The sequence below is a fragment of the Marinobacter salinisoli genome (assembly GCF_017301335.1).
GTDB lineage: Bacteria > Pseudomonadota > Gammaproteobacteria > Pseudomonadales > Oleiphilaceae > Marinobacter > Marinobacter salinisoli.
Map to the genome: position 1 here is coordinate 3,222,223 of NZ_CP071247.1, position 25,483 is coordinate 3,247,705.

Here is a 25,483-nt window from a genome sequence, read left to right on the forward strand (position 1 = left end):
GCCCTCTCCATCAGGGCCCGCCTGCGGATTTGCCGGCTTAGCGCTGGCGCAACACCACTCCATGGCTATTGCCCATCGCTGACGCTTGCTGCAACTCCTGAAATGCCGACTTGCTGAGTTTCTGTGTCCACATAACAACCGCATGACAGGTACCGGCACTCAACGCTCGCTCGGCGAGGGCCTGTGCCGAATACTCCGGCGTAGAGCGCAAAACCAACAACTGACCTGCCACGATACCGTGCATCTTCTGCCACTTGCTCACCAGCGCCTGGGGCGGATCAATCCAGGCAAGCCAACGCTTCTCCTGGTTCAGCTGGGTCAGCATCGGCAGCAACAGCTGAAAGCTCTCGACCTGCTCCCGAGGCATAATAATTTCGGTTACGTTTCCGGCGCCTGGGGCAGCACGCGTCTCCCCCCGTGGCCGCGCCGCAATCACCGCCCGTTTTTTCGGTGTGACGGGCGAAGATACCGGATAGGACAACGCGCCCTGGTGAAACGCCGTATTCTGACCGAAGCTCAATTGTTCCATAACCTAGCTGCTCCCAGACTGTCCGTAAAAACCTGACCTGATTAGTGAAGATCCGAGCGACGGATAACCCCCACGCCCAACCCCTCGATGAACAACTGCTCCTCTGTAAGATCCACCTCGATCGGATCGAATTCTTCGTTCTCTGCGATCAGGTACACCTTGGTGCCGTCCTTGCGGTAACGCTTGACGGTCACCTCGTCTTCGCCAACCCGCGCTACCACCACCTGCCCGTTGTGGACATCCTGGGTGCGGTGCACCGCCAGCAAGTCGCCGTCGAGGATTCCGATATCTTTCATACTCATCCCACGCACCCGCAGGAGATAGTCGGCAGACGGCGAGAAAAAGCTCGGCTGCAGCGTAACGTGGTCCTCAATGTGCTCCTGAGCAAGAATCGGGCTACCGGCCGCCACCTGACCGATGACGGGCAATCCCAGATCCGCCTCGGCTTCAGGCAGTCGAATGCCGCGACTGGCCCCCGGAACCATTTCAATGGCCCCTTTACGGGCGAGGGCTCGAAGGTGCTCCTCTGCCGCGTTGGCCGAGCGAAAACCCAGCTCTGCAGCGATTTCCGCACGGGTGGGCGGGTAACCAGTCTCATCCAGATAGCGCCGGATGATATCCAGCACCTGAGATTGCCTTGCTGTCAGTTTCATGGGGTCACTCCGTCCAAGCGTTTCCGGGCCCACCCTGGCGATTCAGCACTCTGGGCATGCCCTGTTTTTATATACAGTAAGTGAAATATATACAGTGTTTTATCCAGTGTAAAGCCCGCGGAGAATTTTCCTAACCAGGCCAGCAGGTTGTAACGGCGAATGTGGTATGGTGAAGAAAAGGCTGCCCGCCAGGACAAGGAGCGCTATGGACCATCGCAACGCATGCCTCATGCCGGACATCATGCACACCAGCGATCAGAAGGAACGCCGCGTAGGCATAGAACTGGAGCTATCGGGTCTCAGCTATGACCAGCTCGTATTCATCGTGGCTGATTTTCTGGGCACCAAGCCCCGACTGGAATCCCGCTATGTGACCAAGCTGGAAACCGATCTCGGCGAATTTACGGTGGAACTCGATTCCGAACTGGTCAAGGATCTCGACTTCAGCGACGCCGGCCTGCCCGATTCCATCAGGGAACTGGGTGGACAGGCCCTGGAAGTGATTGATGCCGCAGCCGAACGTATTGTGCCGCTGGAAATCATCACGCCGCCGCTGCCGTTCAGCGAGGTCGAGCAAATCGAGTCTCTGGTGAACACATTGCGCGAGCACGGAGCCCTTGGCAGTCGGGAATCCATCTATTACGCATTCGGGCTGCAGCTGAATCCGGAATTGCCGGACCTGAAACCGGCAACAGTGGTTCGCTACCTGCAAGCGTTTGCCGGACTTTATGAGTGGCTCAAATCCCGCCACCAGCTGGACATCAGCCGCAAGATGACCACCTATATCGAGCCCTGGAGCAGTCGCTACACCACCCGGCTGATGGAGGACGACTACGAACCGGACCAGGCCGAGCTGCTGCACGACTATCTCAAGTACAACCCGACCCGGAACCGGGCTCTGGACCTGCTGCCGCTGTTCGCCCATCTGGATTCATCTTTGCTGGGGGAGTACGTACAGGATACCCGGATAAAGAGTCGCCCCACCCTGCACTACCGGCTGCCAGACTGCGACATTGACAACCCCTCCTGGCGATTCGCCGACGTCTGGAACGACTGGGTGGTGCTTGAACAGATCGCTTCCAACGCGCACCAACTGGCCGATCTTCGGGCCAGATACCGCGAGGCGCAGAAGCTGAATCTCCACAACCTGACCCATAGCTGGCTGGACAGCTCATCCGAATGGTTGCAGAGTCTGGGGTATGCATGATCCGTCATTAGATGAACCGGAGTTGCCAGGCCTCACTATCGGGATCAGCGGACCCTCACGGCGCGCGACCACCCACCGCCTGATCAGCCTGGGGTTGCGGATGTACGGGGCACATACCCATTACATTCGGCCCGGCTCCCACACCAATGTCCCTTTGCTGGATGGGTTGGTGCTGTCTGGTGGCACACACATTCATCCTGAGCGCTACGGTCAACAGCCACAGGTGTCAGCGCGATATGATCCACGTCGGGACGCTACCGACTACCGTTTGCTCGAGCAGGCGGAACGCATAGGGATTCCGGTGCTGGGCATCTGCCGAGGCGCCCAGTTAATCAATATTTTTCATGGCGGGTCGTTGTGTCAGAACGTCAAACCGATCCGGGTCCACACCCGGCATCGCCCACTGCTGCTGCCCATGCAGACAGTCAGGCTGGTACAGGACAGCCGGCTCGCACGGGCCATGCAAGGCCTGACCATCGGCGCGAACCGCATCCACAGCCAGGCGATCAAGCGGCTGGGCCGGAATCTCAGGGTTGTTGCGGTTGATAACGACCTGTTCGTTCAGGCGATCGAGAGCCAGGGCGGGCAATGGATGCTGGGTGTCCAATGGCACCCGGAATATCTGCTATACCATGGAGGACATCGCCAGATCTTTCGGCAGTTTGTTCAGGCGGCCCTCGAGTTCAAGCGGAGCCGGCTCGAGCCGGACTCTGAGACCACCTCATACGACCAAGCTCCAGGGAGGAGTGACCCATGAATACTGGAAGCCTACTCGCGCGCCTCGGCGTGCCCCTCATGCTTCTGCCCGCCCTTGCCCTCGCCGGCGAAGTCTCACTGAGCGGCGAAGGCAGCGTGCGTTACCAGCCAGACAGCGCGCGACTGCAGTTTACCGCCGTCGTCGAACACGAAGTGCCACAGCAGGCGACGGAACAGGTGGCGGCGTTGATGGCGCAGTGGCGGGATGCCATTGAGGATTACGAGGACGACCTTCAGGACTACACCGACGCGAACGTGCACCTGTATTCACGAACCCTGCCGCCGAGTGAGCGCGGTGGTGAACCGGATAAAAAAGCCGTTGCATCCCAGACAGTCACCTTCGAGATCAATGACCTGTCGCTACTGAATCCCCTGCTGCAACAAGCCCAGTCGATCGGTTTGCGCTACAACCTGAGCCCGGGCCATTTTTTCTACTCTGAAGAGGAAGAGCTGGAACAAGAAGCTCTGGCCCGAGCCATTGCCGATGCCCGGGCCCGCTGCGAATTCGTTGCCGATCAACTGGGCGAATCCTGCGGGGACGTGATCAGCATGCAGGTAAACGGTGGCATGCACCCCGGCCCCAGAATGATGGCGGAAGCCCGGGCTGCCGCAGACACCGTGTCCAACGTCGGCATCCGGGAAGTGACTGCTTCAGTAACCGCCACTTTCGAACTCGACTGACACTAGAAATCTCGGGTATAGAAAATATCCAGCGAAGAGGCCAGGCCACTGGCCGCTTCGAGGTAGAAATATTTGCCGATATCGTAGCGCAATGCCACCGTCGTAATCGGCTCAAAAATACCGACGCCGTAACGCAGGCTGAGTTTGTCCGTCAGGTAGCCACTGGCAACCACCGAGGTTTCATCACCGGCGCCTTCGGCTTCAAGGGCAAACTGATCAATGCCCAGCTCATCGCCAATCTTACCCGTCAGCTCGGCGGTCTGATTCAAGGTCAGTGACAGGGCCGCAGTGCTCATCTGCCCCTCTTCGCCCCGTGTCTGGGGTGCCCGCCCAAGAATCAGATAGGACAGGGCAACGCCCTCGGGCATATCGGGTACGGAAAATACTTCTGTCGTGGGTGATTGCGCAGGCCCGGTCAGGCGGATACCGGCCACCACGGCATCGACTTTGCGGACGGCTTCGATTTCCAGGTAGGGCTGGGCGATCGCGCCTACGAACAGTACGCGAGCCGTGCGCAGCTCGAGTTCCTGGCCAAACGCTTCATAACGGCCGTCGACCAGGCTCAGCGTGCCACGGGTATCCATGTTGTTGCCAATACGCAGCGTCCCCTCCAGGTTACCCTCAACTCCGAAGGCTACAAACGAAACTTCGTCTTCACCAACCACCACCCGGACATCCATCTCCAGATTCTCAACCAGCGGTTTTTCTTTCTCCACGCCGACGATCACCTCGTCTCCGGAAACCGTCACCGCCTGCGGTGGAAGCCCCTGGATTTCGATGGCACCCCGGGGAACCGCAAGCACCCCTTTCACGCGCAACTGGCCCTGACGGAAATGGATGTTCAGGTCTGGAGCCAGGTCGAGCTGGGCGTAGGGTTCGAGGTTCACGGCCACCTGCTCGCCACGAAGGCTGATCTGACCCTCCGGTTTCCGCCGCCAGTCGACGCTGCCGTCCAGGTCAAGGAAGCCATCGCCGCCGGTTTCGACGCGCCCCGTCAGGTCTGCGGAATAGCCAAGCAACGTTACTTGCGCCTCGATGGATTCCATTAAAACCGGCAACCGGGAATCCACCAGCCGCCCCCCGGTCAGAGTGAGTTCACCGTTCACGGCCGGGCGCATTAACGGCCCCGAAAGCCGTCCACGCCCCTGTATTTCACCGGCAACATCCTCGAGGCCGGCCACCAAACCCGCCAGCGCGATGTCCAGTTTTTCAAGCTGGAACTCGCCCTCGATCCGCCGATCCTCCGCACGGGGATCAACGGCTGCATCCACAGACAACTTGCCGATTTGCGGCCCCGCCAGCGCCAGCTCGAGCTCAGCGGCTTCCGGTTTCAGGTTGAGCACCACTTGCAACTGCTCGTACCGGAAGTCATCCCACTCACCGTCCAGAAGCACACCCACATCAGCGCTGCCGGCATCCAGCTCGATCCGGCCGGACGGACCAGTCTCTGTCATGGTCAGCTTGAGGCCGGCATTCAGGAGCGTCTGCCAGCGAATATTTTCGGGCAGAAATGGCTCCAGTGCGGCCGTCGGAAAATCGATGAGCCGGTAATCCAGTGACGGAGTGGGAAGCAGGACCTGATCGCCGGCGCAGAGCTGACTCTGTTGCCAGGCCCAGCAGTGCGCGCCCAACGCCAGCCGGCCACTGTCGGAATAAGCCAGTGACGCCGGCGCTTCCAGCGTCCAGCGCTGTTCCTGTTCCGGCAGAGAAACTTCCCCCTCGGATAACTGGCCAGTCCAGGCCGTCCAGCCCTCGCCAGCGAAACCGCCAGCAAAGCGCAGGCGCAGGTCAGCGAACGAGTGAACCGCCGTTATTGCCAGCCAATGATCATTCCGGTCGCCCTCCAGATCGAGCTCAACGGATTCGATGGACTGTCCGGCGGCATCAATGCCACTTGCCCGCACCTCACCTTTCAGCCGGAACCCCGGTTGCATGGCGGCATCGATGGTAACCTGCTTTGCCGCAACCGTGTCCTGCCAGGCCAGACCCTCTGCATCAAGTGACACGCTTCCTGCAGGCTGATCCGGCGTGCCGGAAAGCCGGATACTCGCGGCCAGCTTTCCGGCCAAGCCCTCAAGCAACTGCCCGGGCTCGGGCAACTTCACCTGCACGGAGCCGTCCAGCTTTTCACCCCACTGCCCCGCACCCCGAATCCGGTTATCACCCACGTCCAGCGCAAGCCCGGATACTTTCCAGCTGCCCGAGGCGGTATCCAGTCCGCCTTTGATCCGCGCGGGCCTGGCCTGCCACTGCCCGGACAAATCCACGTTCGCCTGCAGGTCAGGAATCTGGCCTTCCCTCAACCGGCCCTCGGTATCCACGGTACCGCTCAAACTGGCGTCCAACGCCGGCACCCAATAGCCCGGATTGAACTCATTCAGCTTGAGAGCGCCTTCCCATGCCAGGCCCTCTTTGAAAAAGACCGTGCTGCGCCCACTCAAAGAGCCCGCCTCGGTCTTTACCTTCAGATCAGTCAGGCGGACCGCTTCGGTATCGCCGTCTACTTTCGATGACAGCGAGGCATCTCCCTGGGGCCCGGCCACCGCTGCAGTCAGGCGCGCTTGATAGCGTCCGTCAGCCCAACTGACTGAACCATCAAGATCCTCAACCCGAACCGCCGGTTCTTCCATATCCGGCAGAAGCGAATACCAGGGGAAGCTACGAAGGGAAATATCCGCTCTGGCGTCCAGCCCACCCTGCCAGCCCACTCCACCCTTCACGGTGACCACGCCTTGCGCCTCGCCCTCACCCGATGCGAGCACCAGTTCAATGTCCTGGGCGTCTGATGTGGTGACATCGCCCTCGAGCGAAAGCGCCACCGGGCCCTGGGTGCCGGGCAGCGTCGCTTGAGCTTCGGTATCGAATCCCTGCGCCAGGCTGCCGTCTGCTTCCACAAACCAGTCCTGCAGGGTAAGGGTTTCAGGTAGGGAGCCATGGGCCAGAAATGATTCCGACTCGATGCGCAGCCGTGCCGGCAGGTCCGGGTCCAGTGGCTCGACTTCTCCCTCCAGATCGGCATTCAGGTATCCCTGGCTGAGCCCACGCAAGCGCAGATCCCGGACACTGCCTCGCAGGTTAAGATCGATCTGCCACTGATCGCCCGCGGGCGGCGGCAGCGCGGCCAGCACATCGAGGTCAACCGGCCAGTCCCGGCGTGTCTCCAGCCGACCCGACAGGGTGACCGAGTAATCCTGCCACCGGTAGAAGGCTTCGCCGATTTGCCAATCGGCACCCGCACCCTCCGCTGCCAGCCGCAACTCATCCCAGACCGTGCCGTCGTTGATCAGAAGCGGCCCCAGGCGGATTTCGCCAATGCGCAGCCCCAGGGGCAGCTCAATCTCTGGCAGAGTGATGGGTTCGCGTTCCTGCTGCGGTGTGTCATCCGCCGGTTCAAGCTCGACGGCGATCTGTTCGGCCTGCAGGGTTTCCAGGCACAGCCGCTTCCTGAACAGGCACGATGGCGACCAGTCGAGACGCGGGGACGCCACGTTTACGTCCACACCGTAACCTTGCCAGACCACACGATCTGCCTGCCATTCCCCAAGCACCGTGCCCCGGCCATCGACGATTTCCAGCCCGGGTATTTGTTCCAGCACCCAGGCGGTGCCGGTCTCCGAGCGCAAGGCCAGCAAAACCAATGCGACCAGAAGCACCGGCAGGAGAAGCAACACCAACACGACACAGGCCAGCCAGAACCACACCGATCGGCGGCCAGATGACGTCGGCTGTTGTTGGGTGGTTTGCTCTGTCAAAGCTCTGGTCCCATGGAAAAGTGTAAACGCCAGTCGCCGCCGAATTCCCGATCCAGCCCCTTGGCGATATCCAACCTCAGCGGCCCTACCGGGCTGATCCAGCGAACACCGATGCCCACGCCGGTAGCCAGCGGATCATTGAAGTTGTTGATGGCGTTGCCATGATCCACAAACACCGCAGCCCGCCAGCGATCCGAGATGCCGTATTGGTATTCGCCACTGCTCACCAGCAGGAAACGCCCACCTACCGGAACGCCGTTTTCGTTGTCCGGGGACAAGGTCTCGTAGCCGTAACCACGCACGCTCTGATCACCACCGGCAAAAAACCTCAGCGATGGTGGGACATCCGAGAAGTCATTGGTGGCCACGCCCCCAACGTGAAAACGGCCAACAAAGCGATGTCGATCAAATACCGTGTACAACCCCTTGGCCAGAACACTGGCATGCAGGATGTCAGCCTTGGAGAGCAGCGCCCGGTGCGAGCCGGTGATATCAAACTGCAAGCGGTATCCCCTTGAGGGGTCCAGGGGCGAGTCGGCGTGGATTTTCGAGTAGGCAGCGCCGGGCAAGAACAGGCTACTGGTGCCGCGCTCCTCGTCGCGGATGTTGAAGCGCTCGCCCTCCCAACGGATAGATAGCACCTGCAACCAGTCATTATCCAGCTGATGCTGCCACTGCTGGCCTATGGTAATCAGTTCCGACTCGACATTATCGATGTCCTCGCGCTGAAAGCCGGCGGTCAGGCGGATCAGGTCCGTCATTGGCGGATCCAGCGGCAGCTCATAGTAGGCACTCAAATTCTGCCGTGGTTCGGAGAACTCGATTTCAGCACCCCGGCGGTGTCCCATTGGATTGAGCCAGTGTTCCAGCCAGTTGCCCCGGAACCGTGGCCCCACATCCGTGGAGAAGCCCACCCCGGTCGACACCGATCGGGGTTCCCGGCGAGTCAGGCTGACACTGACCGGGATCACTCCGTCAACGGCGTCCTCCGGGGGCGCCTCAATCTCAATACCCGCAAAATAGCCGCTGCTTGAAAGATTACGGTTCAGCTGGGCAACCTCATCCGCGTGGTACGGAATGCCCGGCTCAAAGGTGACAAAATCCTCCAGCAAGCCCAGCTCGAACCAGTGCCCTTCCTCGAAAGTGACCTCGCCGAGCGCATAGCGTTCACCGCTCTCGAAAATCAGGGTGATCTCTGCCGTCCCCGCCTCCGGATTGACCGCCAGGGTGCTGGTCGTGAACTTGCCGTCGAAATAGCCGCGCCGGCGGGCCCGGGACTCGATGGTGCCGCGCAGCGAGGCGTACTCGCCATGATTCAGGACGTCACCCTCTGAAGGTTTGTTGGGCAGGTTTTGGGTGAAATCTTCGTCGGAAGCGGCGGCACCGTTTATTTCGACCTTACGGGAAATCACCCGAACCGGCTCACCGGGCACCACCGATATGATCAGGCGAGCGCTCTTTTTCTCATCCGGCTCTTCCTCGTCCCTCTCCAACTCCCAGTCAATGGTGGGGTTGTAATAGCCCATGGCACGCAGTGCCCGTGAGACTTTCTTGACGTTGGTGGGGACCGAGCGGCGCAGCTCCCTGGCGGTCCGACCCTTGACCTCGCCAACAAACGCTTCCGCGTTCTCTTTCAGTTCCGGGTAGTCCCCCTGCACGTCAATACTTACCTGCTGAGCAAGCACCATTACCGGCACAAGGCAGCAAAGGGCCAGCGCGGCCAACTGCGATAGGCGAATGGTGAAAGCTGCGCGTACTGAAAGCATCCTGCTCTGCCCGTGCTGAAATCGTAACCGCACCGCCGCTGGCGTCGAACGCGCGGCCGGTTGCTGTGAACCCTGTTTGCCGACGACGAGTCGCCGCCATGTTTGAATTAATGCTAACCTGTCAGAAGGTTGTAATGCCCTGATCAGTAACCGGAATCTGAATGCTTCATATAAATCGAGAGAACTTAAAATCCAGCCATCAGCTTATCTGGTTCGTCATTGATTTCATCATGCTGGGGCTGCTGTTCATCAATCTGGTTTTCATCATCTGGGACGCCATCTACAACTTCGTTGCCGTCCAGAGTCTTCTGAAAGAGTACACCCCCGGCCTGCAGGCACTGTACCACCCTATCCACGAGCGCTTCATTTTTTACGACATGATTTTCGTTTCGCTCTTCCTGGGGGAATTTTTCCTCCGCTGGGGTTACGCCGTAAAAGCGCGCACCTACGACCGCTGGTATTTCTACCCCTTTATTCACTGGTACGACCTGATAGGCTGTATCCCGGTCGGCAGTTTCCGTTTCCTTCGGATACTTCGGGTCATTTCCATCATATATCGCCTGCACCAGTACAAGATAATAGACGTCACCAGCACCCGGGCTTATCGCTTCGTCAACTTCTACTATGAAGCCTTTATGGAAGAGCTGTCTGACCGGATCGTGCTGAAAGTGCTCAGCGGCATGCAGCAGGAAGTCCGGCGCGGCTCACCCTTGTTTGACCGAATCAGGCAGGACATTCTGTTCCCGCGCCGGGAAATGCTGTCGGACTGGATATCGGATCGTATCGCTGAAGCCGCCCAGGAAGGCTACGTTCCCAATCGTGGAGCCCTTCGAAGTTATCTTGAGGATCGGGTGGACAACGCCCTGAAGCAAAACCATGAGCTGTCACGCCTCAAGTACTTGCCGGTGGTCGGCCCCACCATTCAGGAAACGCTGGAAGAGGCGGTGGGCGACATTGTCGCCCACGTGGTGCACCAGATTCTTGAGGATCTTGCCTCGTCCTCCAACCACGCGTTTGTTGAAGACATAGTCAATGTCTTCCTCCCGGCGCCAGGCCACGAGGAGGCCTCGGAAGCCGACAGCGAGGCCCTGATTACCCTGATCATCGAAGTGATCGAAGCCGTCAAGGCACAGGTTCGGGTCAAGTACTGGCGCGAAGACCTGCCCTGAGCCGACGCCAACCACCCATAACAAAAAGCTTAAAAACCATGGACGACCTGCATTACCTCCCTGCGCACCAATTACTTGCCAAACTCCAATCCGGCGAGCTCAGCAGCGAACAACTGACGCGCCTGCATCTGGAACGAATCGGGCAATACAATCCGGCCATAAACGCGGTGGTACAGCAGGACACTGTGCGGGCGCTGAAACAGGCTGCCGAAGCGGATCAAAAGCGGGCCTCCGGCGACTCACTGGGCCCGCTCCACGGCCTGCCACTGACCGTGAAAGATACTTGGGAAGTAACTGGCTTGATTACTGCGGCCGGCGCGCCGGCACTCAAAGCGTATACTCCCGAACACAATGCCGATGTTGTGCAGCGCCTTCAGGATGCCGGCGCCATCATTCTGGGCAAGACCAACGTTCCGCTCTTCGCCTCCGACATACAGACCTACAACAAGGTCTATGGCTTCACCCGCAATCCCTACAATCCCGATCGGACACCGGGCGGTTCCTCTGGCGGTGCCGCAGCGGCACTCGCCTGCGGACTGACCCCGCTTGAGGTGGGCAGCGACGTGGGCGGTTCGATTCGCACGCCGGCGCACTTCTGCGGGGTGTTCGGTCACAAGCCGACCCGGGACATCATCTCAATGCGGGGCCATATACCCGGCCCCCCGGGCAGCCTGACCCAGCCGGATCTGGCCGAAGCTGGCCCCATGGCCCGGTGCAGTCAGGACCTGGAATTGCTATTGAAGGTTGTCGCCGGCCCGAGGCCCGCTGATGCCCGCAGCTGGACCCTTCAGATGGATCCGCCGGCCGTGTCTGAACTCGCTCAGGCCCGGGTCGGCCTCTGGCTCGACGATCCGCTGTGCCCGATCGACAGCGAGTTGCGCGACGGTTATCGGGATTTGGCCGGCAAACTGGAGCAACGCGGCGCCTTGGTCGCAAAAGCCCAGCATCCTCTGCTGAATCTGGCGCATATCCTGCCGGCCTACTTCAATTTGCTGGGCAGCCTGATGTCGCCGTCGCTCAAAGCGTCCCAGCGGCGCCAGATGAAGTGGGTGGCACGGCTCGCCCCCTGGCTTACATTTTTCGGCCCGGTAACCCATGGCATAGGCGAATACGGTCGGGGGGCAATACAACCGGTTTACCAGTGGGCAGTGTGGAATGAAACCCGGGAAAAGATGCGCCATCAGATTGAAGAGCTGTTCGACGAGTTCGATGTGTTGCTCACGCCGATAACGCCAACAGCCGCGATTCCGCATGACCACAGCCAGCCCATGTTCAAGCGCCGGATAACGGTAGACGGACAACAACGGTCGTACATGGATCAGATGTGCTGGATCGCCCTGGCCACCTTGCTGGGCCTGCCAGCAACTGCCGTACCCATCGGGCGGACCCAGGCGGGCCTGCCCTACAGTATTCAGGTGATTGGCGCCCCGGGCGCTGACCTGACGACCATCCGTTTTGGTCACCTGCTGGAGCAAGCGGGCCTGGCAGGCTTCACTCCGCCACCGCAACGGTAAATGCCACACCGGCCCCGGATTCAGACCTTGGCCAGCGTTTCCCGGGACAGCGGTTCGATGGTTGGCGCACAATCGGCACCAACCGGCTGACACGTCATTACACAATTCCGGCCTGATTCCTTGGCGGTGTAGAGCGCCTCATCCGCCGAGGCGATCAGGCTGTTGGGAATCCCCCGGGCCATGGGCTCCGTGCCCGCCACCCCGATGCTTACAGTGATGGGCATCGACTGCCCTTCCCAATCCAGGGGCTGAGACTCAACCTGCCGCCGAATACGCTCAGCCACAATGGCGCCACCTTCCAACTCGGTATGACACAGCAACACGGCAAACTCCTCGCCACCAAAACGGGCCACAAAGTCGCCGGCGCGATACACCGAGCGCTGCAACAACCCGGCCAGATGCTGCAGACAGGCATCGCCACACAGGTGTCCGTGGTCATCATTGAAGCCTTTGAAATGATCCACATCGATCAGCAACAGACAGATGTGAGACGGCTCTCGGGACCCCTTCGACCATTCCTTTTGCAGCGTTTCGTCAAAATAACGCCGGTTGTGGATCCCGGTCAGACCATCCAGAGACGACATCTTCCTGAGCTGAAGATTGGCCGCCTCCAGCTCCCGCGTGCGCTCCCGGACTTTGTGCTCCAGCAGCTCATTGGCCTGACGCTGGATTTCCCGGTTTTCCCGCTCCGCTTCCAGCAAGCTTTGCTGAGCCTGGAAACGCCGCTGACGCTCAAGGTTAATGCGGTAGGCGAGCGCAAACGACAGCAGGATGACCTCCAGCGCGGCACCCATCTGCGGGCCATATTCGAAGAAAACCGTGCGGGGCAGGATTCCGAGCTTGTTGAAGGCCAGGAAAAAGTGGCCCATCAGCAGGATGGTCCAGGCGATGGTGTAGAAACGCGCCAGAATATCGCCTCGTATCGACAGGTAGATACCGATCATCCACACCACCGGGGCACCCACCGTAATACCCAGCACCGCCAGACGAATCGACACGCCGTAAGACAGGAACCAGGAGAGCGCGAAAACCAGCGCGCCATAGACCCCGAAACCGGCCACGAAGGCGCGAATAAAGCGCCCGCGCTGAGACAGGTTCAGGAAACCATAAGTGAACAGGCATACGAAGACCATGTTCAGGGTAATGAATCCGACCAGCGAGTGATTATTCAACTCCGGCAGATCCGGCCAGAGGTACAGCGCTGTCATGCCGTGCAGCGACAGCTGCACCAGCGCGATGGTGAGCACATTCAAGATGTACCAGAGATAACTCGAGATTCGAACAAACAACCAGATCAACAGGTTGTACAGCGCGATGGCCAGCATGATGCCGGCAAAAATGAATTGCAGCGCCTGAAACTTCTGGTCATTTTCGAAGAATGCCGCTTCCTGCCACAGGGTCACCGGCAGCTGAACCGCACCCTCGGTTTGCACCCGAATCAGAACCGTCACCGAGTCCTTCGCAGCCACCTCTATAGGAAACAGGAAATTCCGGTGTTCAATAGGCCGGCTGGACACCGGACGCAAATCACCGGTGTATACCGAACGAACCTCACCCGAGCCATTGATCAGGTGCACATCGACGTAATCGAGAATGGGATAGGCAATTTCAAGCAGCTCGGATTTATGCACGTCGCTGGCGTTGCGCACCGAAAACGCAAACCAGAAAGGCGCCTCGCTGAAACCGAGGTTGGGCGTTTTGGACTCGTTTCGCGTCCATTCCATCCCCTCGGGAAGCTGCAGGCCGGAAGCCAATAAGGCCTGGGAGTTCAGGGTCCGTTGTGAATCTTTGACCCAATAGACCCGGTCACCCAGAGGCATCGACTCCCCGCCCCGGGCCGTGAGCGTAACCGCGGTTTCGCTTGAGGGTGCCGAGGCCCCAGCTGCGACGGCAGGGGCAATGACAAACAGACACAACAGAGCAAGGAGAATCTGAGGACGCACCGACATGAGCAAACATTGGTCCGGTTATGGGTATTAGTGTGAGCGGTGCCAACTGCTGATGCAGATTCGAAGGAACAGCTTACGTATATTTTCAATACATATATACAGAGGTCTCAGTGTACCAACAGCCAACCACGGAACACCAGTTCACGCTTTATCGGTCGCCACTTGCCGTTTCAGACCGCCTCTTACAAACACCCCCTAACGCAAAAGCCCCGGGCTGAAACAGCCCGGGGCTCTCTTTTAGCTCTGCGTCGGCAGAAGCCTCATGACACTCGATATCAGGAGTTAACCGTCTTACTCACCGTATCAGAAGGTGCACTGCGCAGGCCGTTAACGTCCTCAACCTGAATGGTGAAATACCAGGTACCAGCATTGAGGTTCTTGATGGCATAGGACATTTCTGCTGCGGACTGTGCGTCCGTGACCACCACTTCCTGGCTCAGCTCTTCTGAGTCCTGCCCGTAACGGATCACGTACTTGTCGAGCTCACCCATGGCGATGCTTTCGCCGTTAACTCGGGTCATCGGAGCGCTCCAGCTCAGTACCGCTGTATTTGCAGCAACCGGTCCATCGATGGCGCCACCAGTGCCCTGGGATACGGAACCGGACGATCCGCCGTTACAACCAGCAAGGCCTGCACCCAGAGTAGCCGTTACAAAACCAACCATAGCCATTTTCTTGACGCGCTTCATCATATTCTTCACCAATCACTCGTCGAAATGTGAAATTCTTAAAAACGAGCTCCATGGTAAACAAAAACTTGGCGTGGTCGATTGTTTTATTTTGTCATTTTTACGTCACTGAGAGATACAAATTTGGATAAATACCAGTCAATACGGGCATTTTTTGAGCACATCGGTAGCAAGGTAAGAGCTAACACGTAGGGAGAATCCGCAGGAAAAAAACACTCTCAGAGGCCAATCTCAGGCTCAATTCCAGGAAAAAAGAACTTTTCCTTGGCACTTAATCGGCAATCACGCGCCAAAAATTTGCGCAAAGCGAAGGTGCCAACCGATGCTCCGGGCAAATTGGTCGGCCAAAAGCAGGCGTAAGGCACAAAAAAGCCCCACCGGATGGCAGGGCTGGGGAGTTTGGCGAGCTCAGACCTCGCCCTGGTGCGCAGGCGACTCAGAATCGGAATTCCGGCCCCACGCTGAAGACATTGATATCACTCTCACCGAATTCGTCTCTGTCCCCCACGTCCAGATAGAGGTCCCAATCAGCGCGCAGGCGCAGTGAACGGGAGACATCGAAAGTGACGCCCAACCCGCCTCGCAGTGCAAAGCCACTGTCATCGTCGGTGACTGAGAAAGGGCCGAATCGATCAATCGCAAACACCTCATAGTTCAGATGCCAGAGCACCAGCCCCACTCTGGTGTGCACTTGCAGTGGCCCGGAGGCTGGCACGCCAAGCTGCACAGAGGTATCAAACAGATGCCCCTCCACTCCGAGCGCCAATGGATCGCCGTTCACCACCCCGGAAGCCTCAATTTCATCGATGAAGCGATAGCCAAGCTCGAAACTGACGACGTCCGTTAACCGGGTGCCGCCGTAGGCACGAAACGAAACCGCGCCGTCATCGCAGGTTGATTCCGACCCATCACAGAAGTCCTCGAACGTCGCCTGCCCCAGCGAAAAACCGATATAGCCGCCGCCGGGCTGCCCGCCAAAGGCCTGACCATGAAACGCCAGCACCAGCAATCCCAGCACCACGAAACGACGCCATTTCATTCCAGTCTCCTTACTGCACATTGATGTAACGCACGCCGCCACGCGGGCGGGAACGCATTTGCTACTGAGAGTACCGGTTTCGTGGGCGCAGCCTAGCCAATAACCGCGTATTTGCAGATTCTTTACACGGCTCCGGCATGGCTTTACAAAAGCGATCGCCAACCAAGCGGCCGAACACTGGCTTACTTCTGTGGAGGCGGTACGGGGGGGAAGGAAAGGCCCGAAGCAGGCCGTCGCCAGCGTCCGTGGTTTCCGGAACGCTGGCAAACCGAAGCGGGAACGGCTATTGCGGAAGGTACCAGATTGGCGAGGTGTAGGCGCGCTCCTGCCCGGATGTTTCCGCACCATCGGGGATCTCAACCCCAAAACGCAGGGCATCGTACACCACCCAACGCGGTGTCGGGATTTCAAGCACCCGGGCGTAATAGAACGCCGCCTGCGCAGCATCAAAATCCGGATCGGTCCACACGGTCCCCAGCTCTGAAGCACCGATGGTGTTGGTCCAGTTGGCGTTCTCCACATCCACGGTGTTGCCAACCGGTGGCAGCACTCCGTCGGCATCGGCTTCACGGCCATCCGACCAGACCACGTCATAGACCTTTTCGTGGGTTTCCCCGTCACTGTCCAACCAACCCTTGACGATCTGGACCCGATCAAGGTTTGCGCCAATGGGATCACGCAGCGCGTAGACCATGAACGTTGGCGCTGACGCGCCGGACTGGGCGGGCAGATCGCCACCCATAGGCACACCCTTTTCATAGCCACGGAAAGCCGGCTGCCGACTGTTCAAATCCTCGTCGGTATACTCCCAGCCACCAAAGAAACGGACCATCATCCGGGGGCCGGTTGTCCCGTAGACTTCTTTACGCTCCATGGCATCAAAGATAGCGGCCCGGGTATTCTCGGACGCCCAGACACCCGCGTAGCCCGAGGACGTCAAGGCATAGCCCTCAAAGACGCCATTCTCGCTCTCTGTGAAAGGATGCTGCATGCGCTCAGGATTCGGCTCAACGTTGGTCGCTTTGCCAAAAAAATTCTCTTCTTCGACCGCGGCAAGCGAAGTGTGGCTGTCTGTCGATCCGACCATGCCAAATTTGTAGGGATTGGTTCCCAGGCGCTCCTCAAGCTTCAAGCCATTCTTCAGGGCTTCCCTGGCGTACTCATACTGAAGCATGTCGTCGGTTTTGGCTTCAGACAGATCCAGATTACCCGCGTCCCATGTTTCGTAGTCCGCGAAGGCATCATCGGGCGAAAGCAGCGGATGCGCCTCACCGTCACCTTTTATTTGTGTTGCCTCGTACAGCGGCTCCCACTTGGCCCGCAGGCGGACATAGTCTTCATCGATCTCTTTGCCGGTGTACTGTTGATCAACCGGGAACATGATGCCGTTCGAGAGGTTGCCGTTGTGGGCCAGCGCGAGCGCCGAGCCACCGGTTTTTTGCTCGTAGTTCTCGAGCCAGGCGTACAGATCCAGGGGATCGGTCGATCCGATCGGCGCCTGGGTGGTAAACGGCACAATCTGGCCCGCTTTTTCTGCGCCGTCCCGGAACAGGACATTGCGATGAAGGTTGTTCCCCGCCACCAGGGAGGTCCACTCAAAGCCGATGATGGTGGTAAACCTTCCCGGATCGTTGAACTGTTCGGCTGCGTCTACCACCTTCTGCCAGATGGACTGGTAGGTCTTACCGCCCGGCGAGTACTCCGCCATCATGTCCAGATCGATGTCGCCCTGAGCAAACGTCGTAATAAGGTCCAGCGCTGCATCAGCGGAGGCCTCGCCTCCGGCCTGCAACCCCTCGTACCAGCGTTTGCCCTGCTCATATTTGATGAGGTCAGGCTTGCCGTTGGCCAGGTCGTTGAACAAGCCCATCCCGTCAGAGTGATCTGCAATCACCAGCCAGTCCAGGGGACGCGACAGTTTGACCGGCTGCCCGCTTGACGCCATAACCTCCTCACCCCGGGCAAAGCGATAGGCATCATCAAGCCCGAGTCGTGCACCGAACAAACCCGCGTCCATCGATAAAGCGGTATGAAGGTGGGTATCACCCCAGAACACCTGACTGGGGAAACTTCGTTGAGCATAAGGCGAATACGCCTTGCCCGGATATTGGTCAGAGAGCGACTCTTTGGAGGGCTTGAACTGCGCCCAGACGGAGTCGGGTTTGGCCACGAAGGTGCCAAGCAGCACAACGGCAAGACCAAGCAGAGAAAGAAGAGTCCTTTTCATCACGGTTGTCCTCCGTTTCTTGATGACGGACGAGGAAGGTGACTCGCCCCATGGCAAGCAAATACCTGCATCAAAGCATCTCAACGAAGCACGAATTCATCCCGAGTGGGATCGAGCTACAACCTTCGCGGTAGAGAATGAATTCCGGTAACGATGCCCCTCCGGATCTGAAGCGCTCTTTTCGTCCGCAGCAGAAAAGGATGTCCGGAACGGGGCAACCCCTTACAGGATAGTTTCGTGCGCCGCTTGCGCAAGATCGGGACAAAAAAGCCGAGCGCTGCAAACTCCCCTCCGAACACCTCAGCCAGATTTCATCGACTTTCTCGATGAATAAAAAACAAATAACTCTACTGTTTCGATGATCGAGGCGATTTATCGTCAGGGTAGTGAGAAGAGCCTCACTCCAGCGCTCTTCCGTACCAAGTTTTGAACCTGAAAACTTCCGACAAGTGACGCGGCAGATGAAGGACTTAACCTTATCCTGATTGCGTTAAGGAGCATTGCCGGCATGATGACGAATCTTGACACCCTGGAAGCCGAAGCCATTCACATCATGCGGGAAGTGGCGGCTTCCTTTGAAAACCCCTGCATGTTCTATTCAATCGGCAAAGATTCAACGGTTATGCTGCATCTCGCACGCAAGGCTTTCTGGCCGGCTCCCGTGCCTTTTACTCTCCTGCATATTGATACCACCTGGGAATTTGCCGAGATGGGCCGGTTCCGGGATGCGCTGGTGGAAAAGCATGGACTCAAGCTGGAGGTCTGGATAAACCGAAAAGCGCTGGACGGGGGCGTCCACCCCATTGAATCAGGGTCGGTCGTCTACAACGATCAGATGAAAACCCAGGCGCTCAAACAGGCACTCGCCCATCATCAGTTCGATGCCGCGCTAGGGGGCGCCCGGCGGGATGAAGAAATGTCCCGTGCCAAGGAGCGCATTTTCTCAATCAGAAACGAACACCAGCACTGGGATCCGAAGAACCAGAGACCCGAACTCTGGAATATCTACAACACAAAGATCGATAAAGGCCAGTCTGTGCGGGTTTTTCCTTTGTCCAACTGGACCGAGTTGGATATCTGGCTCTATATCCTGCGAGAAAAAATCGACATCGTGCCCCTTTATTACTCCGCCAAGAGACTCAGCTGGGTTGACCAATCGTCGGGCACCATTCTCGCGCTCGACGATGACCGAATGCTGCCACACCTGACCGAGCAGGAAAGAGACACCCTGGCCGAGCGCCAGATACGCTTCCGCACGCTGGGGTGCTATCCCCAGACCGGGGCGGTAGCAAGCGAGGCGACGTCGGCACACCAAATTGTGCTGGAGATGATGGCGGCTCGAACCAGCGAGCGTGAAGGTCGTCTGCTGGATAAAGACCAGGCATCGTCAATGGAGAGAAAGAAACGTGAGGGATACTTCTGAACGGGGCTTTACCTGCACGGTGGTCAGGGCTGAGGATGCCACCAAAAGACTGGTTGTAATCACGAACAAAAAAGGCAGACCAGTCGAAACTGATCTGCCTTTCTCTTATGTGGTAGCGGGGGCTGGATTCGAACCAACGACCTTCGGGTTATGAGCCCGACGAGCTACCAGACTGCTCCACCCCGCATCAAACTGGTTGTTGTCCGGGGCAACCCCGATCAACGTGGCGCGCATGATAAGGGCTGAATCATTCGCTGTCAAAGCCAATTTGAATTTATCTGCAAATTAACGCTCCAGAATGGCGGTGACACCCTGTCCACCGGCGGCACAGATGGAAATCAGCCCGCGACCTTGCCCCTTCTCTTCCAGAAGCTTCGCCAGCGTTGCCACGATACGGGCACCCGTCGCGGCAAAGGGGTGTCCGGTCGCCAGGCTGCTGCCCTTCACGTTGAGCTTGTCGCGGTCAATGCTGCCCAGCGGCTTATCCAGGCCCAGCTGGTTGGTGCAGAAGTCGGGATCTTCCCATGCTTTCAATGTCGACAGGACCTGGGAGGCAAACGCTTCGTGAATTTCGTAGAAGTCGAAGTCCTGAAGGCTCAGGCCTGCTTTTTCCAGCATTCTGGGAACGGCGTAGGCTGGCGCCATGAGCAGCCCTTCCCGCTTGTCCACGAAATCCACCGCCGCGACTTCCGAGAAAGTCAGCCAAGCCTTCACCTCATGATTGTTAGCTTTAGCCCACTCCTCGCTGGCCAGCAGCACGCAAGAGGCGCCATCGGTCAGGGGGGTGCTGTTGGCGGCGGTCATGGTGCCATTGTCGCGATCAAAACAAGGCTTGAGTGTGGCAAGTTTTTCCAGCGTGGTGTCCGGGCGCAGAATGTTGTCTTTTGCCAGGCCAGCAAGCGGGGTCATCAGGTCGCCGAAGAAATCCTCCTCATAGGCTTTGGCCAGCTTCTGGTGGCTTTCCCAGGCCAACCGATCCTGATCTTCACGTGCGATCTGCCATTTATGCGCGGTGATCTGGGCGTGATCCCCCATGGACATGCCCGTGCGGGGCTCACCGTTTTCGGGCACTTCCGGCACCAGATGCTTCGGGCGGAAGCGGCCCAGAATTTTCAGTCGCTCTGAGGTGGTCTTGGCCCGATTCAGATCCAGCAAAATTTCCCGCAAACCCTCGCCGACGCCGATAGGCGCGTCGGAGGTGGTGTCTGTACCGCCGGCGATGCCGCACTCGATCTGCCCCAGTGCAATCTTGTTCGCGACGAGGATGGCGGCCTCAAGCCCGGTGCCGCACGCCTGCTGAATGTCGTATGCGGGTGTTTCCGGGGCCAGCCCGGAGCTGAGAACAGACTCCCGGGTAAGATTGAAGTCCCGGGAGTGTTTGATCACCGCACCGGCAACGACCTCGCCCAATCGCTGCCCCTGCAAGCCATACCGATCCACCAGCCCCTGCAGGGCCGAGGTCAGCAATTCCTGGTTGCCAAGCTTGCTGTAGGCGGTATTGGACCGAGCAAACGGGATACGGTTACCACCAAGAATGGCCACACGACGGATTCCGCTCTTTGCTCCCGAGTTGGCCCCGCCACGCTGCCGAGGTTTCTTTTGAGTCGTTTTCGATGCCTGTACCATAACCATTCTCCATAACGGGTTTCATTGAAGGAAAGTCTAGCCGCTGCGCGACACTGCTCATTGGCATGCCTGACTGCAGCAACAATGCGTTGAGTCAATACAAATACTGCGTAACGAATTACTCTTTAAACACGTCAGCGTTCGAAACCACCTACAAAAAGGAAGCAACCATGTCGGACCTCTATCTCAGACTCGCGAACACTCCGCTTGGGCAAACCGCCGTTAAAACACTTGGGCTACCATCCCCAGTGCCACTCAAGCGCCTGCAGCGGCCCGACGAACCCTTCATCGAAGGCAACGTGCTGGTGGGCGCCGCCACGGGCGCCAAAGCGGCAACCGCCGTGGGGCGCACACTCTCCGCCAGCCCGGCAAAGCTGTTTTATGCCAGCGGGCAAGACCTGCTTGGCGACTCGGAGCAAGCCGGCAGGAAAGCCAAAGCGCTGAACCTGACAACAGCCGTTGAACAGTCCTTAAACGCACTGGTGTTCGATGCAACCGGCATCAAAACGCCCGAACAACTCAAGGCACTCTATGCCTTTTTCCACCCTACCATCAAAAAGCTGGCTGCCAACGGCCGGGTTGTGGTCATTGGACAGGCACCGCAAACCTGCAGGAAACCCGCCAATGCGGCGGCACAGCAGGCGCTTGAAGGATTTATTCGAAGCGTTGCCAAGGAGATCGGCAAGAAAGGCTCAACGGCCAATCTACTCTGGATTGCGCCAGGTGCCGACCCGCAACTCGACTCCAGCATCCGGTTTTTTCTGTCACCGCGTTCTGCCTATGTTTCAGGCCAGACCGTGCGCATCGGAAAATCAGACTCTGTACCGGCTGTCAGCCACGTAAAGCCGCTGACCGGCAAAGTTGCCTTGGTCACCGGCGCCTCGCGCGGCATTGGGAAGGCCATCGCCGAAACCCTGACACGAGACGGCGCCACCGTGATTGGACTGGACATACCATCGGCGATGAGCGAACTGAAGGCGGTCACGGATGGCATCAACGGCAAAGCCTTCGCCTGTGACATAACCGATTCGGCGGCCCCCAATCTGATCGCCGACTTTATTGCGGAACATTTTGAAGGCGTTGACCTGGTGGTGCACAACGCGGGTATCACCCGCGACAAAACGCTGGGCAACATGCCGGAACACTTCTGGGACATGACCATCGCCGTGAACCTGAGCGCGGAAGAACTGATTGACGAGGAGCTGCAAAAACGACAACTGCTTCGGGACAATGGCCGGATCGTATGCATTTCTTCCATCAGCGGCATTGCCGGTAACTTCGGCCAAACCAACTATTCCACGGCCAAGAGCGGAGTGATTGGCTACGTCGAGTCCATGGCCAAACAACTCAAGAACGGCATCACCATCAATGCCATCGCCCCGGGCTTCATCGAAACCCAGATGACGGCCGCTATGCCGCTCACCATTCGGGAAGCTGGCCGACGCATGAACAGCCTGTCCCAGGGCGGACACCCTATTGACGTCGCGGAAGCCATCGCATGGTACTGCAACCCGGCATCAAACGGGGTTAACGGAAATATCGTTCGAGTCTGTGGTCAATCACTGATAGGAAAGTAGAAACGAAAAAAGGCGGACCATTTGGTCCGCCTTTTTAAAATATGGTGGGTGGTACTGGGATCGAACCAGTGACCCTCGCCTTGTAAGGGCGATGCTCTCCCAGCTGAGCTAACCACCCAGAAAGAGTGGCGGAGCGGACGGGACTCGAACCCGCGACCCCCGGCGTGACAGGCCGGTATTCTAACCAACTGAACTACCGCTCCGCATCGTTCCGGCATCTAAGCCTGAACTAAGTACCCATGAAAAGTGGTGGGTGGTACTGGGATCGAACCAGTGACCCTCGCCTTGTAAGGGCGATGCTCTCCCAGCTGAGCTAACCACCCACTTCGCAACCAGCAAGCTGGCTTTTATCATGGGTTTCACTTGCGACACTCAAGCTGTCTTGTCGACCGAACTTGCTGTCTCAACCAAGTGAGACGCGCATTTTAAGCATTTCGCTGACGGTGTCAAACCTTTTCAGAAAAAAATCGAAAAAAACTTCCAAGCCTTTATTTTTGGACACTTTTCATCCAAAACAGCGGCCTTAACGATTTTCTTTTGAGCGCCGTTTAACCACCCTGAGCCTGGGCCTTCCCTGTCCCGCCTGAGTGGCTTTCCGAGACAGCGACAACTCGCTGACCCGTGAACGCCGTTTTTCAGGGACCGCCTGATTGGCCAACGAGCAGTTTACCTCATCAAGCCATTCCCGCATTTCACCCCAGGTTGTTTTTAGCCGGGGCAAAAGCTCACCGGTGATTTTCCCGTACCGGTCTGCAATGGATTCCTTCAGTGACATTGTCGTGCCTTCCTTGCAATGGAACCAACGCCAGTTTAGTCACCCTTCTCTTGTTCGACAATACCCGGCCCGAGCGATGCGTTTCTGCACGGTGTACTACTAGAAGAACCACCAGCCGCCAGACTCAAGCTCTTCCTGACGCTCGCGCTCTTCTTCCAAATCTGCATAAGCAGCTTCCAGTTCTTCGATCTTGCGATCCGCCTCAAGCGGCTCACTGGACCCAAACGGCCAGTACCAGGGCGATTCGTTGTAGAGCCCTTGCGCCTTGAGGCGCTCAATCTCAAGTTCACGCTCCTCTTCAAGCGCCGCAAGAGCACGCTCGTAATCGGTATCCTCGTTAATCTCGACGATAGAGGTCGCTGCATGATTTGGCGCCAGCAAATCGGCGTTCAGAAAACGGGTCGTGACGATTTCTTCTGGCCCCATGGCGTAATCCCGGGTGACCCACTGCAGGTCGCCCTGAGCCAGGGGATGCTCTGAATCCATATCGGGGTGCACCTGGTCGGGCTGACTCACTTCGCTGTAGCGCAGGTAATAGATGCGGCCAGGCTCGACCTTCAGCGTGGCATCGACGATCATGCTCAACGCGAATGACCCCATACCCTCCAGCCCCAGCAAAGGGCGGCGCATATTAATGTGACGCTCCCCGGGACTTACCTCGAGCCAGGTAAAGCTGTCATTCCGAAAATTAAAATAGTGCTTGTCATCAATATAAACACTGGGGGATTCAATTTCGTCAGCTGCCCATTGGGAGTGCGGGCGATAGAAATAGATCAGCGCGTTCTTCGGATCCCAGTCGTCATTGGGAATATGAACGAAGTCGTGACCGGACACCGGATGGACAAAGCCGCCAACGCTCTTTCCAATAGACTGGTAGATCTTGCAGCCCGATATTGAAATTGCGGCGACTACCAACAAGGCGCTGATCCATGCCCTTGGAGCCGCCAGAGTCGCTCGGAGAGCCTGGAGAATTCGGTTTCTCATTGTTGTTCACTCTTCATCTTTCCGCGAGTGGTCAGATAATACCAACTGCCTACACGGAGAAATGAGAGCTACCGCAAGGGCTGAATACAAACCGTTACATAGACCGGATTGCACGCCCTTGCAGCAATGCAGACACGCTTAGTTTGCCGACACCTGGGCGCGCAAGGCGTTCACTTCCTCAGACAAACGAACCAACCGCGACGTCAACTGAGAGCGCGAAGCATCAATCGCCGCGACCGTTTTCTCCAGCCCCGCCACCTCGCGCTGAAGTGCCTGAACGCTTCCCTGCCCCGCAGCGGAACTGGTTTTCTGCTCAAGCGAGGACAACCGACTTTCAACACCACTGGCGGTCAGTTTCTGCTCCTGCTCGAAGCGCCTGATGCGAGCTTCAACCAATTGGTCTACCTCGGCCATTTTCTGGGTCAGACCAGTCAGCTGCCCCGTCAACTGCTGGGCAGTCTCCTCCAGGGCCGAAATGGACGTCTGGGACTGGCTTTCGAGGGCAGCCAGATCGGCGGCCAGAGAGGTGCGCACACTTTCCACTGAAGCCTGCAAAGCGGTCAGGGCCTTGGCGTCTTCGGCGAGCCGCTGTTCGAGAGTGACCAACTGCTCTTCATGCTCATTCAGCCGGGCCTTATTGCGCTCATTGGCAACCACCCAGAGCTTTCGGATCTCGCTGTTGGCGGCTTTGAGCCCACTCTGGTTCGAGGCAATTTGCTCACCGAGGGTGGCGCCACGCTCTTCAAGGCTTTCCCCGGTCTCAGACAACTCGCCTTCCACCCGCGCCAGGGCAAGCTTACTCTGACGGGCCCAGTAATCCGCCTCTTCCAGCTGCCCCTCCAGTGCTTTGATGCGCTGGCTCTGGGAGTACCAGCCGGCGAGCGCGACACACGCAACGGCAATAAAGAGAAGCCAGAGCATGGTGAGACTGCGCCCACCTCCACCAGAGCCGTTTCCGGACCGATTCGAGGGCGCTTCGCCTTGCTTTGCTTTCGTGCCGCGGTTTGCTGCCGCGGCCGTCTTTTCACTGGGATCATCACGCTGGCCGGTGACAATCGGGGCCTCAGCTCGGAGTTCATCGTCGTCTGGGCGAATGGGTTCCATTGGTTCTCCTAAATGTGGAGGGGTTGTCTACAATTAATAGTCGATAATACATGCACATAAACC

The 25,483-nt window shown here is 58.2% G+C and carries 18 protein-coding genes and 4 tRNA genes; 7 read left to right on the forward strand and 15 right to left on the reverse strand.

All coding sequences use genetic code 11. The features are described 5' to 3' along the window. Positions 1 to 37: 37 nt before the first annotated feature. Together LPB19_RS14715 and lexA are read right to left on the reverse strand one after the other, a co-directional pair. Positions 38 to 529 (reverse strand): cell division inhibitor SulA, encoded by a 492-nt coding sequence (locus tag LPB19_RS14715; protein WP_206643639.1) that lies wholly within the window; start codon positions 527 to 529, stop codon positions 38 to 40. A 41-nt stretch (positions 530 to 570) separates the two neighbouring features. Beyond that, the gene (gene lexA / locus LPB19_RS14720) at positions 571 to 1,182 is read right to left on the reverse strand and encodes a transcriptional repressor LexA (RefSeq protein ID WP_206643640.1); all 612 of its coding nucleotides are present in this window, start codon (positions 1,180 to 1,182) and stop codon (positions 571 to 573) included. 205 nt (positions 1,183 to 1,387) lie between these two features. Here lexA and LPB19_RS14725 point away from each other — a divergent pair, with 205 nt between their 5' ends. Genes LPB19_RS14725 through LPB19_RS14735 form a run of 3 tightly spaced genes read left to right on the forward strand, consistent with a single transcriptional unit; the run spans position 1,388 to position 3,826 of the window. Further along, complete coding sequence (locus tag LPB19_RS14725) at positions 1,388 to 2,389, forward strand: amidoligase family protein (protein WP_206643641.1); 1,002 nt, start codon at positions 1,388 to 1,390, stop codon at positions 2,387 to 2,389. After that, positions 2,382 to 3,146, forward strand: a complete 765-nt coding sequence (locus LPB19_RS14730) for a gamma-glutamyl-gamma-aminobutyrate hydrolase family protein (RefSeq protein WP_206643642.1) — start codon at positions 2,382 to 2,384, stop codon at positions 3,144 to 3,146. The genes LPB19_RS14725 and LPB19_RS14730 overlap by 8 nt, the downstream gene beginning before the upstream one ends. Next, positions 3,143 to 3,826: an SIMPL domain-containing protein gene (locus LPB19_RS14735; RefSeq protein WP_206643643.1), complete on the forward strand. Its 684-nt coding sequence runs from the start codon at positions 3,143 to 3,145 to the stop codon at positions 3,824 to 3,826. The genes LPB19_RS14730 and LPB19_RS14735 overlap by 4 nt, the downstream gene beginning before the upstream one ends. A 2-nt stretch (positions 3,827 to 3,828) precedes the next feature. Here LPB19_RS14735 and LPB19_RS14740 read toward each other — a convergent pair whose 3' ends face one another. Both LPB19_RS14740 and LPB19_RS14745 read right to left on the reverse strand, forming a co-directional pair. Next, complete coding sequence (locus tag LPB19_RS14740) at positions 3,829 to 7,578, reverse strand: translocation/assembly module TamB domain-containing protein (RefSeq protein ID WP_228289130.1); 3,750 nt, start codon at positions 7,576 to 7,578, stop codon at positions 3,829 to 3,831. Then, positions 7,575 to 9,344: an autotransporter assembly complex protein TamA gene (locus LPB19_RS14745; protein WP_206643644.1), complete on the reverse strand. Its 1,770-nt coding sequence runs from the start codon at positions 9,342 to 9,344 to the stop codon at positions 7,575 to 7,577. Before LPB19_RS14745 ends, LPB19_RS14740 begins: the two co-directional genes overlap by 4 nt. A 161-nt stretch (positions 9,345 to 9,505) precedes the next feature. On the opposite strand from LPB19_RS14745, the gene LPB19_RS14750 reads away from it, so the two are divergent. Both LPB19_RS14750 and LPB19_RS14755 read left to right on the forward strand, forming a co-directional pair. After that, positions 9,506 to 10,513, forward strand: a complete 1,008-nt coding sequence (locus LPB19_RS14750; RefSeq protein WP_206643645.1) for a hypothetical protein — start codon at positions 9,506 to 9,508, stop codon at positions 10,511 to 10,513. A 38-nt stretch (positions 10,514 to 10,551) separates the two neighbouring features. Next, entirely contained in the window at positions 10,552 to 12,027 is a 1,476-nt protein-coding gene (locus LPB19_RS14755; RefSeq protein ID WP_206643646.1) for an amidase, read from the forward strand. A 20-nt stretch (positions 12,028 to 12,047) separates the two neighbouring features. Here LPB19_RS14755 and LPB19_RS14760 read toward each other — a convergent pair whose 3' ends face one another. The 4 genes from LPB19_RS14760 to LPB19_RS14775 form a co-directional block, all read right to left on the reverse strand. Continuing rightward, the gene (locus LPB19_RS14760) at positions 12,048 to 13,976 is read right to left on the reverse strand and encodes a sensor domain-containing diguanylate cyclase (protein WP_206643647.1); all 1,929 of its coding nucleotides are present in this window, start codon (positions 13,974 to 13,976) and stop codon (positions 12,048 to 12,050) included. Between the two features lie 275 nt (positions 13,977 to 14,251). After that, positions 14,252 to 14,668, reverse strand: a complete 417-nt coding sequence (locus LPB19_RS14765) for a fibronectin type III domain-containing protein (protein WP_228289131.1) — start codon at positions 14,666 to 14,668, stop codon at positions 14,252 to 14,254. A gap of 433 nt (positions 14,669 to 15,101) precedes the next feature. Further along, the gene (locus tag LPB19_RS14770) at positions 15,102 to 15,704 is read right to left on the reverse strand and encodes an outer membrane beta-barrel protein (protein WP_206643648.1); all 603 of its coding nucleotides are present in this window, start codon (positions 15,702 to 15,704) and stop codon (positions 15,102 to 15,104) included. A 283-nt stretch (positions 15,705 to 15,987) separates the two neighbouring features. Next, positions 15,988 to 17,931 carry a DUF3604 domain-containing protein gene (locus tag LPB19_RS14775; RefSeq protein ID WP_206643649.1) on the reverse strand — a complete coding sequence of 648 codons (1,944 nt, stop codon included), beginning with the start codon at positions 17,929 to 17,931 and terminating at the stop codon, positions 15,988 to 15,990. 499 nt (positions 17,932 to 18,430) lie between these two features. On the opposite strand from LPB19_RS14775, the gene cysD reads away from it, so the two are divergent. Next, the gene (gene cysD, locus LPB19_RS14780) at positions 18,431 to 19,354 is read left to right on the forward strand and encodes a sulfate adenylyltransferase subunit CysD (protein ID WP_206645811.1); all 924 of its coding nucleotides are present in this window, start codon (positions 18,431 to 18,433) and stop codon (positions 19,352 to 19,354) included. A 110-nt stretch (positions 19,355 to 19,464) separates the two neighbouring features. Here the strand turns inward: cysD and LPB19_RS14785 are convergent. Further along, positions 19,465 to 19,541 (reverse strand) — tRNA-Met (locus LPB19_RS14785). 98 nt (positions 19,542 to 19,639) lie between these two features. Next, complete coding sequence (locus tag LPB19_RS14790) at positions 19,640 to 20,980, reverse strand: acetyl-CoA C-acetyltransferase (protein WP_206643650.1); 1,341 nt, start codon at positions 20,978 to 20,980, stop codon at positions 19,640 to 19,642. A gap of 170 nt (positions 20,981 to 21,150) precedes the next feature. Here LPB19_RS14790 and LPB19_RS14795 point away from each other — a divergent pair, with 170 nt between their 5' ends. Then, positions 21,151 to 22,557 carry a 3-oxoacyl-ACP reductase gene (locus LPB19_RS14795; RefSeq protein WP_206643651.1) on the forward strand — a complete coding sequence of 469 codons (1,407 nt, stop codon included), beginning with the start codon at positions 21,151 to 21,153 and terminating at the stop codon, positions 22,555 to 22,557. A 42-nt stretch (positions 22,558 to 22,599) separates the two neighbouring features. Here the strand turns inward: LPB19_RS14795 and LPB19_RS14800 are convergent. The 5 genes from LPB19_RS14800 to LPB19_RS14820 all read right to left on the reverse strand — a co-directional run bounded on the left by LPB19_RS14800 (position 22,600) and on the right by LPB19_RS14820 (position 25,420). After that, a tRNA-Val gene (locus LPB19_RS14800) sits at positions 22,600 to 22,675 on the reverse strand. Positions 22,676 to 22,683: 8 nt separating this feature from the next. After that, positions 22,684 to 22,760 (reverse strand) — tRNA-Asp (locus tag LPB19_RS14805). Positions 22,761 to 22,804: 44 nt separating this feature from the next. Then, positions 22,805 to 22,880: transfer RNA gene (locus LPB19_RS14810), tRNA-Val, on the reverse strand. A gap of 551 nt (positions 22,881 to 23,431) precedes the next feature. Then, positions 23,432 to 24,316 carry a DUF2846 domain-containing protein gene (locus tag LPB19_RS14815; protein ID WP_206643652.1) on the reverse strand — a complete coding sequence of 295 codons (885 nt, stop codon included), beginning with the start codon at positions 24,314 to 24,316 and terminating at the stop codon, positions 23,432 to 23,434. A 138-nt stretch (positions 24,317 to 24,454) separates the two neighbouring features. After that, positions 24,455 to 25,420, reverse strand: a complete 966-nt coding sequence (locus tag LPB19_RS14820) for a coiled-coil domain-containing protein (RefSeq protein ID WP_206643653.1) — start codon at positions 25,418 to 25,420, stop codon at positions 24,455 to 24,457. Positions 25,421 to 25,483: the final 63 nt, after the last annotated feature.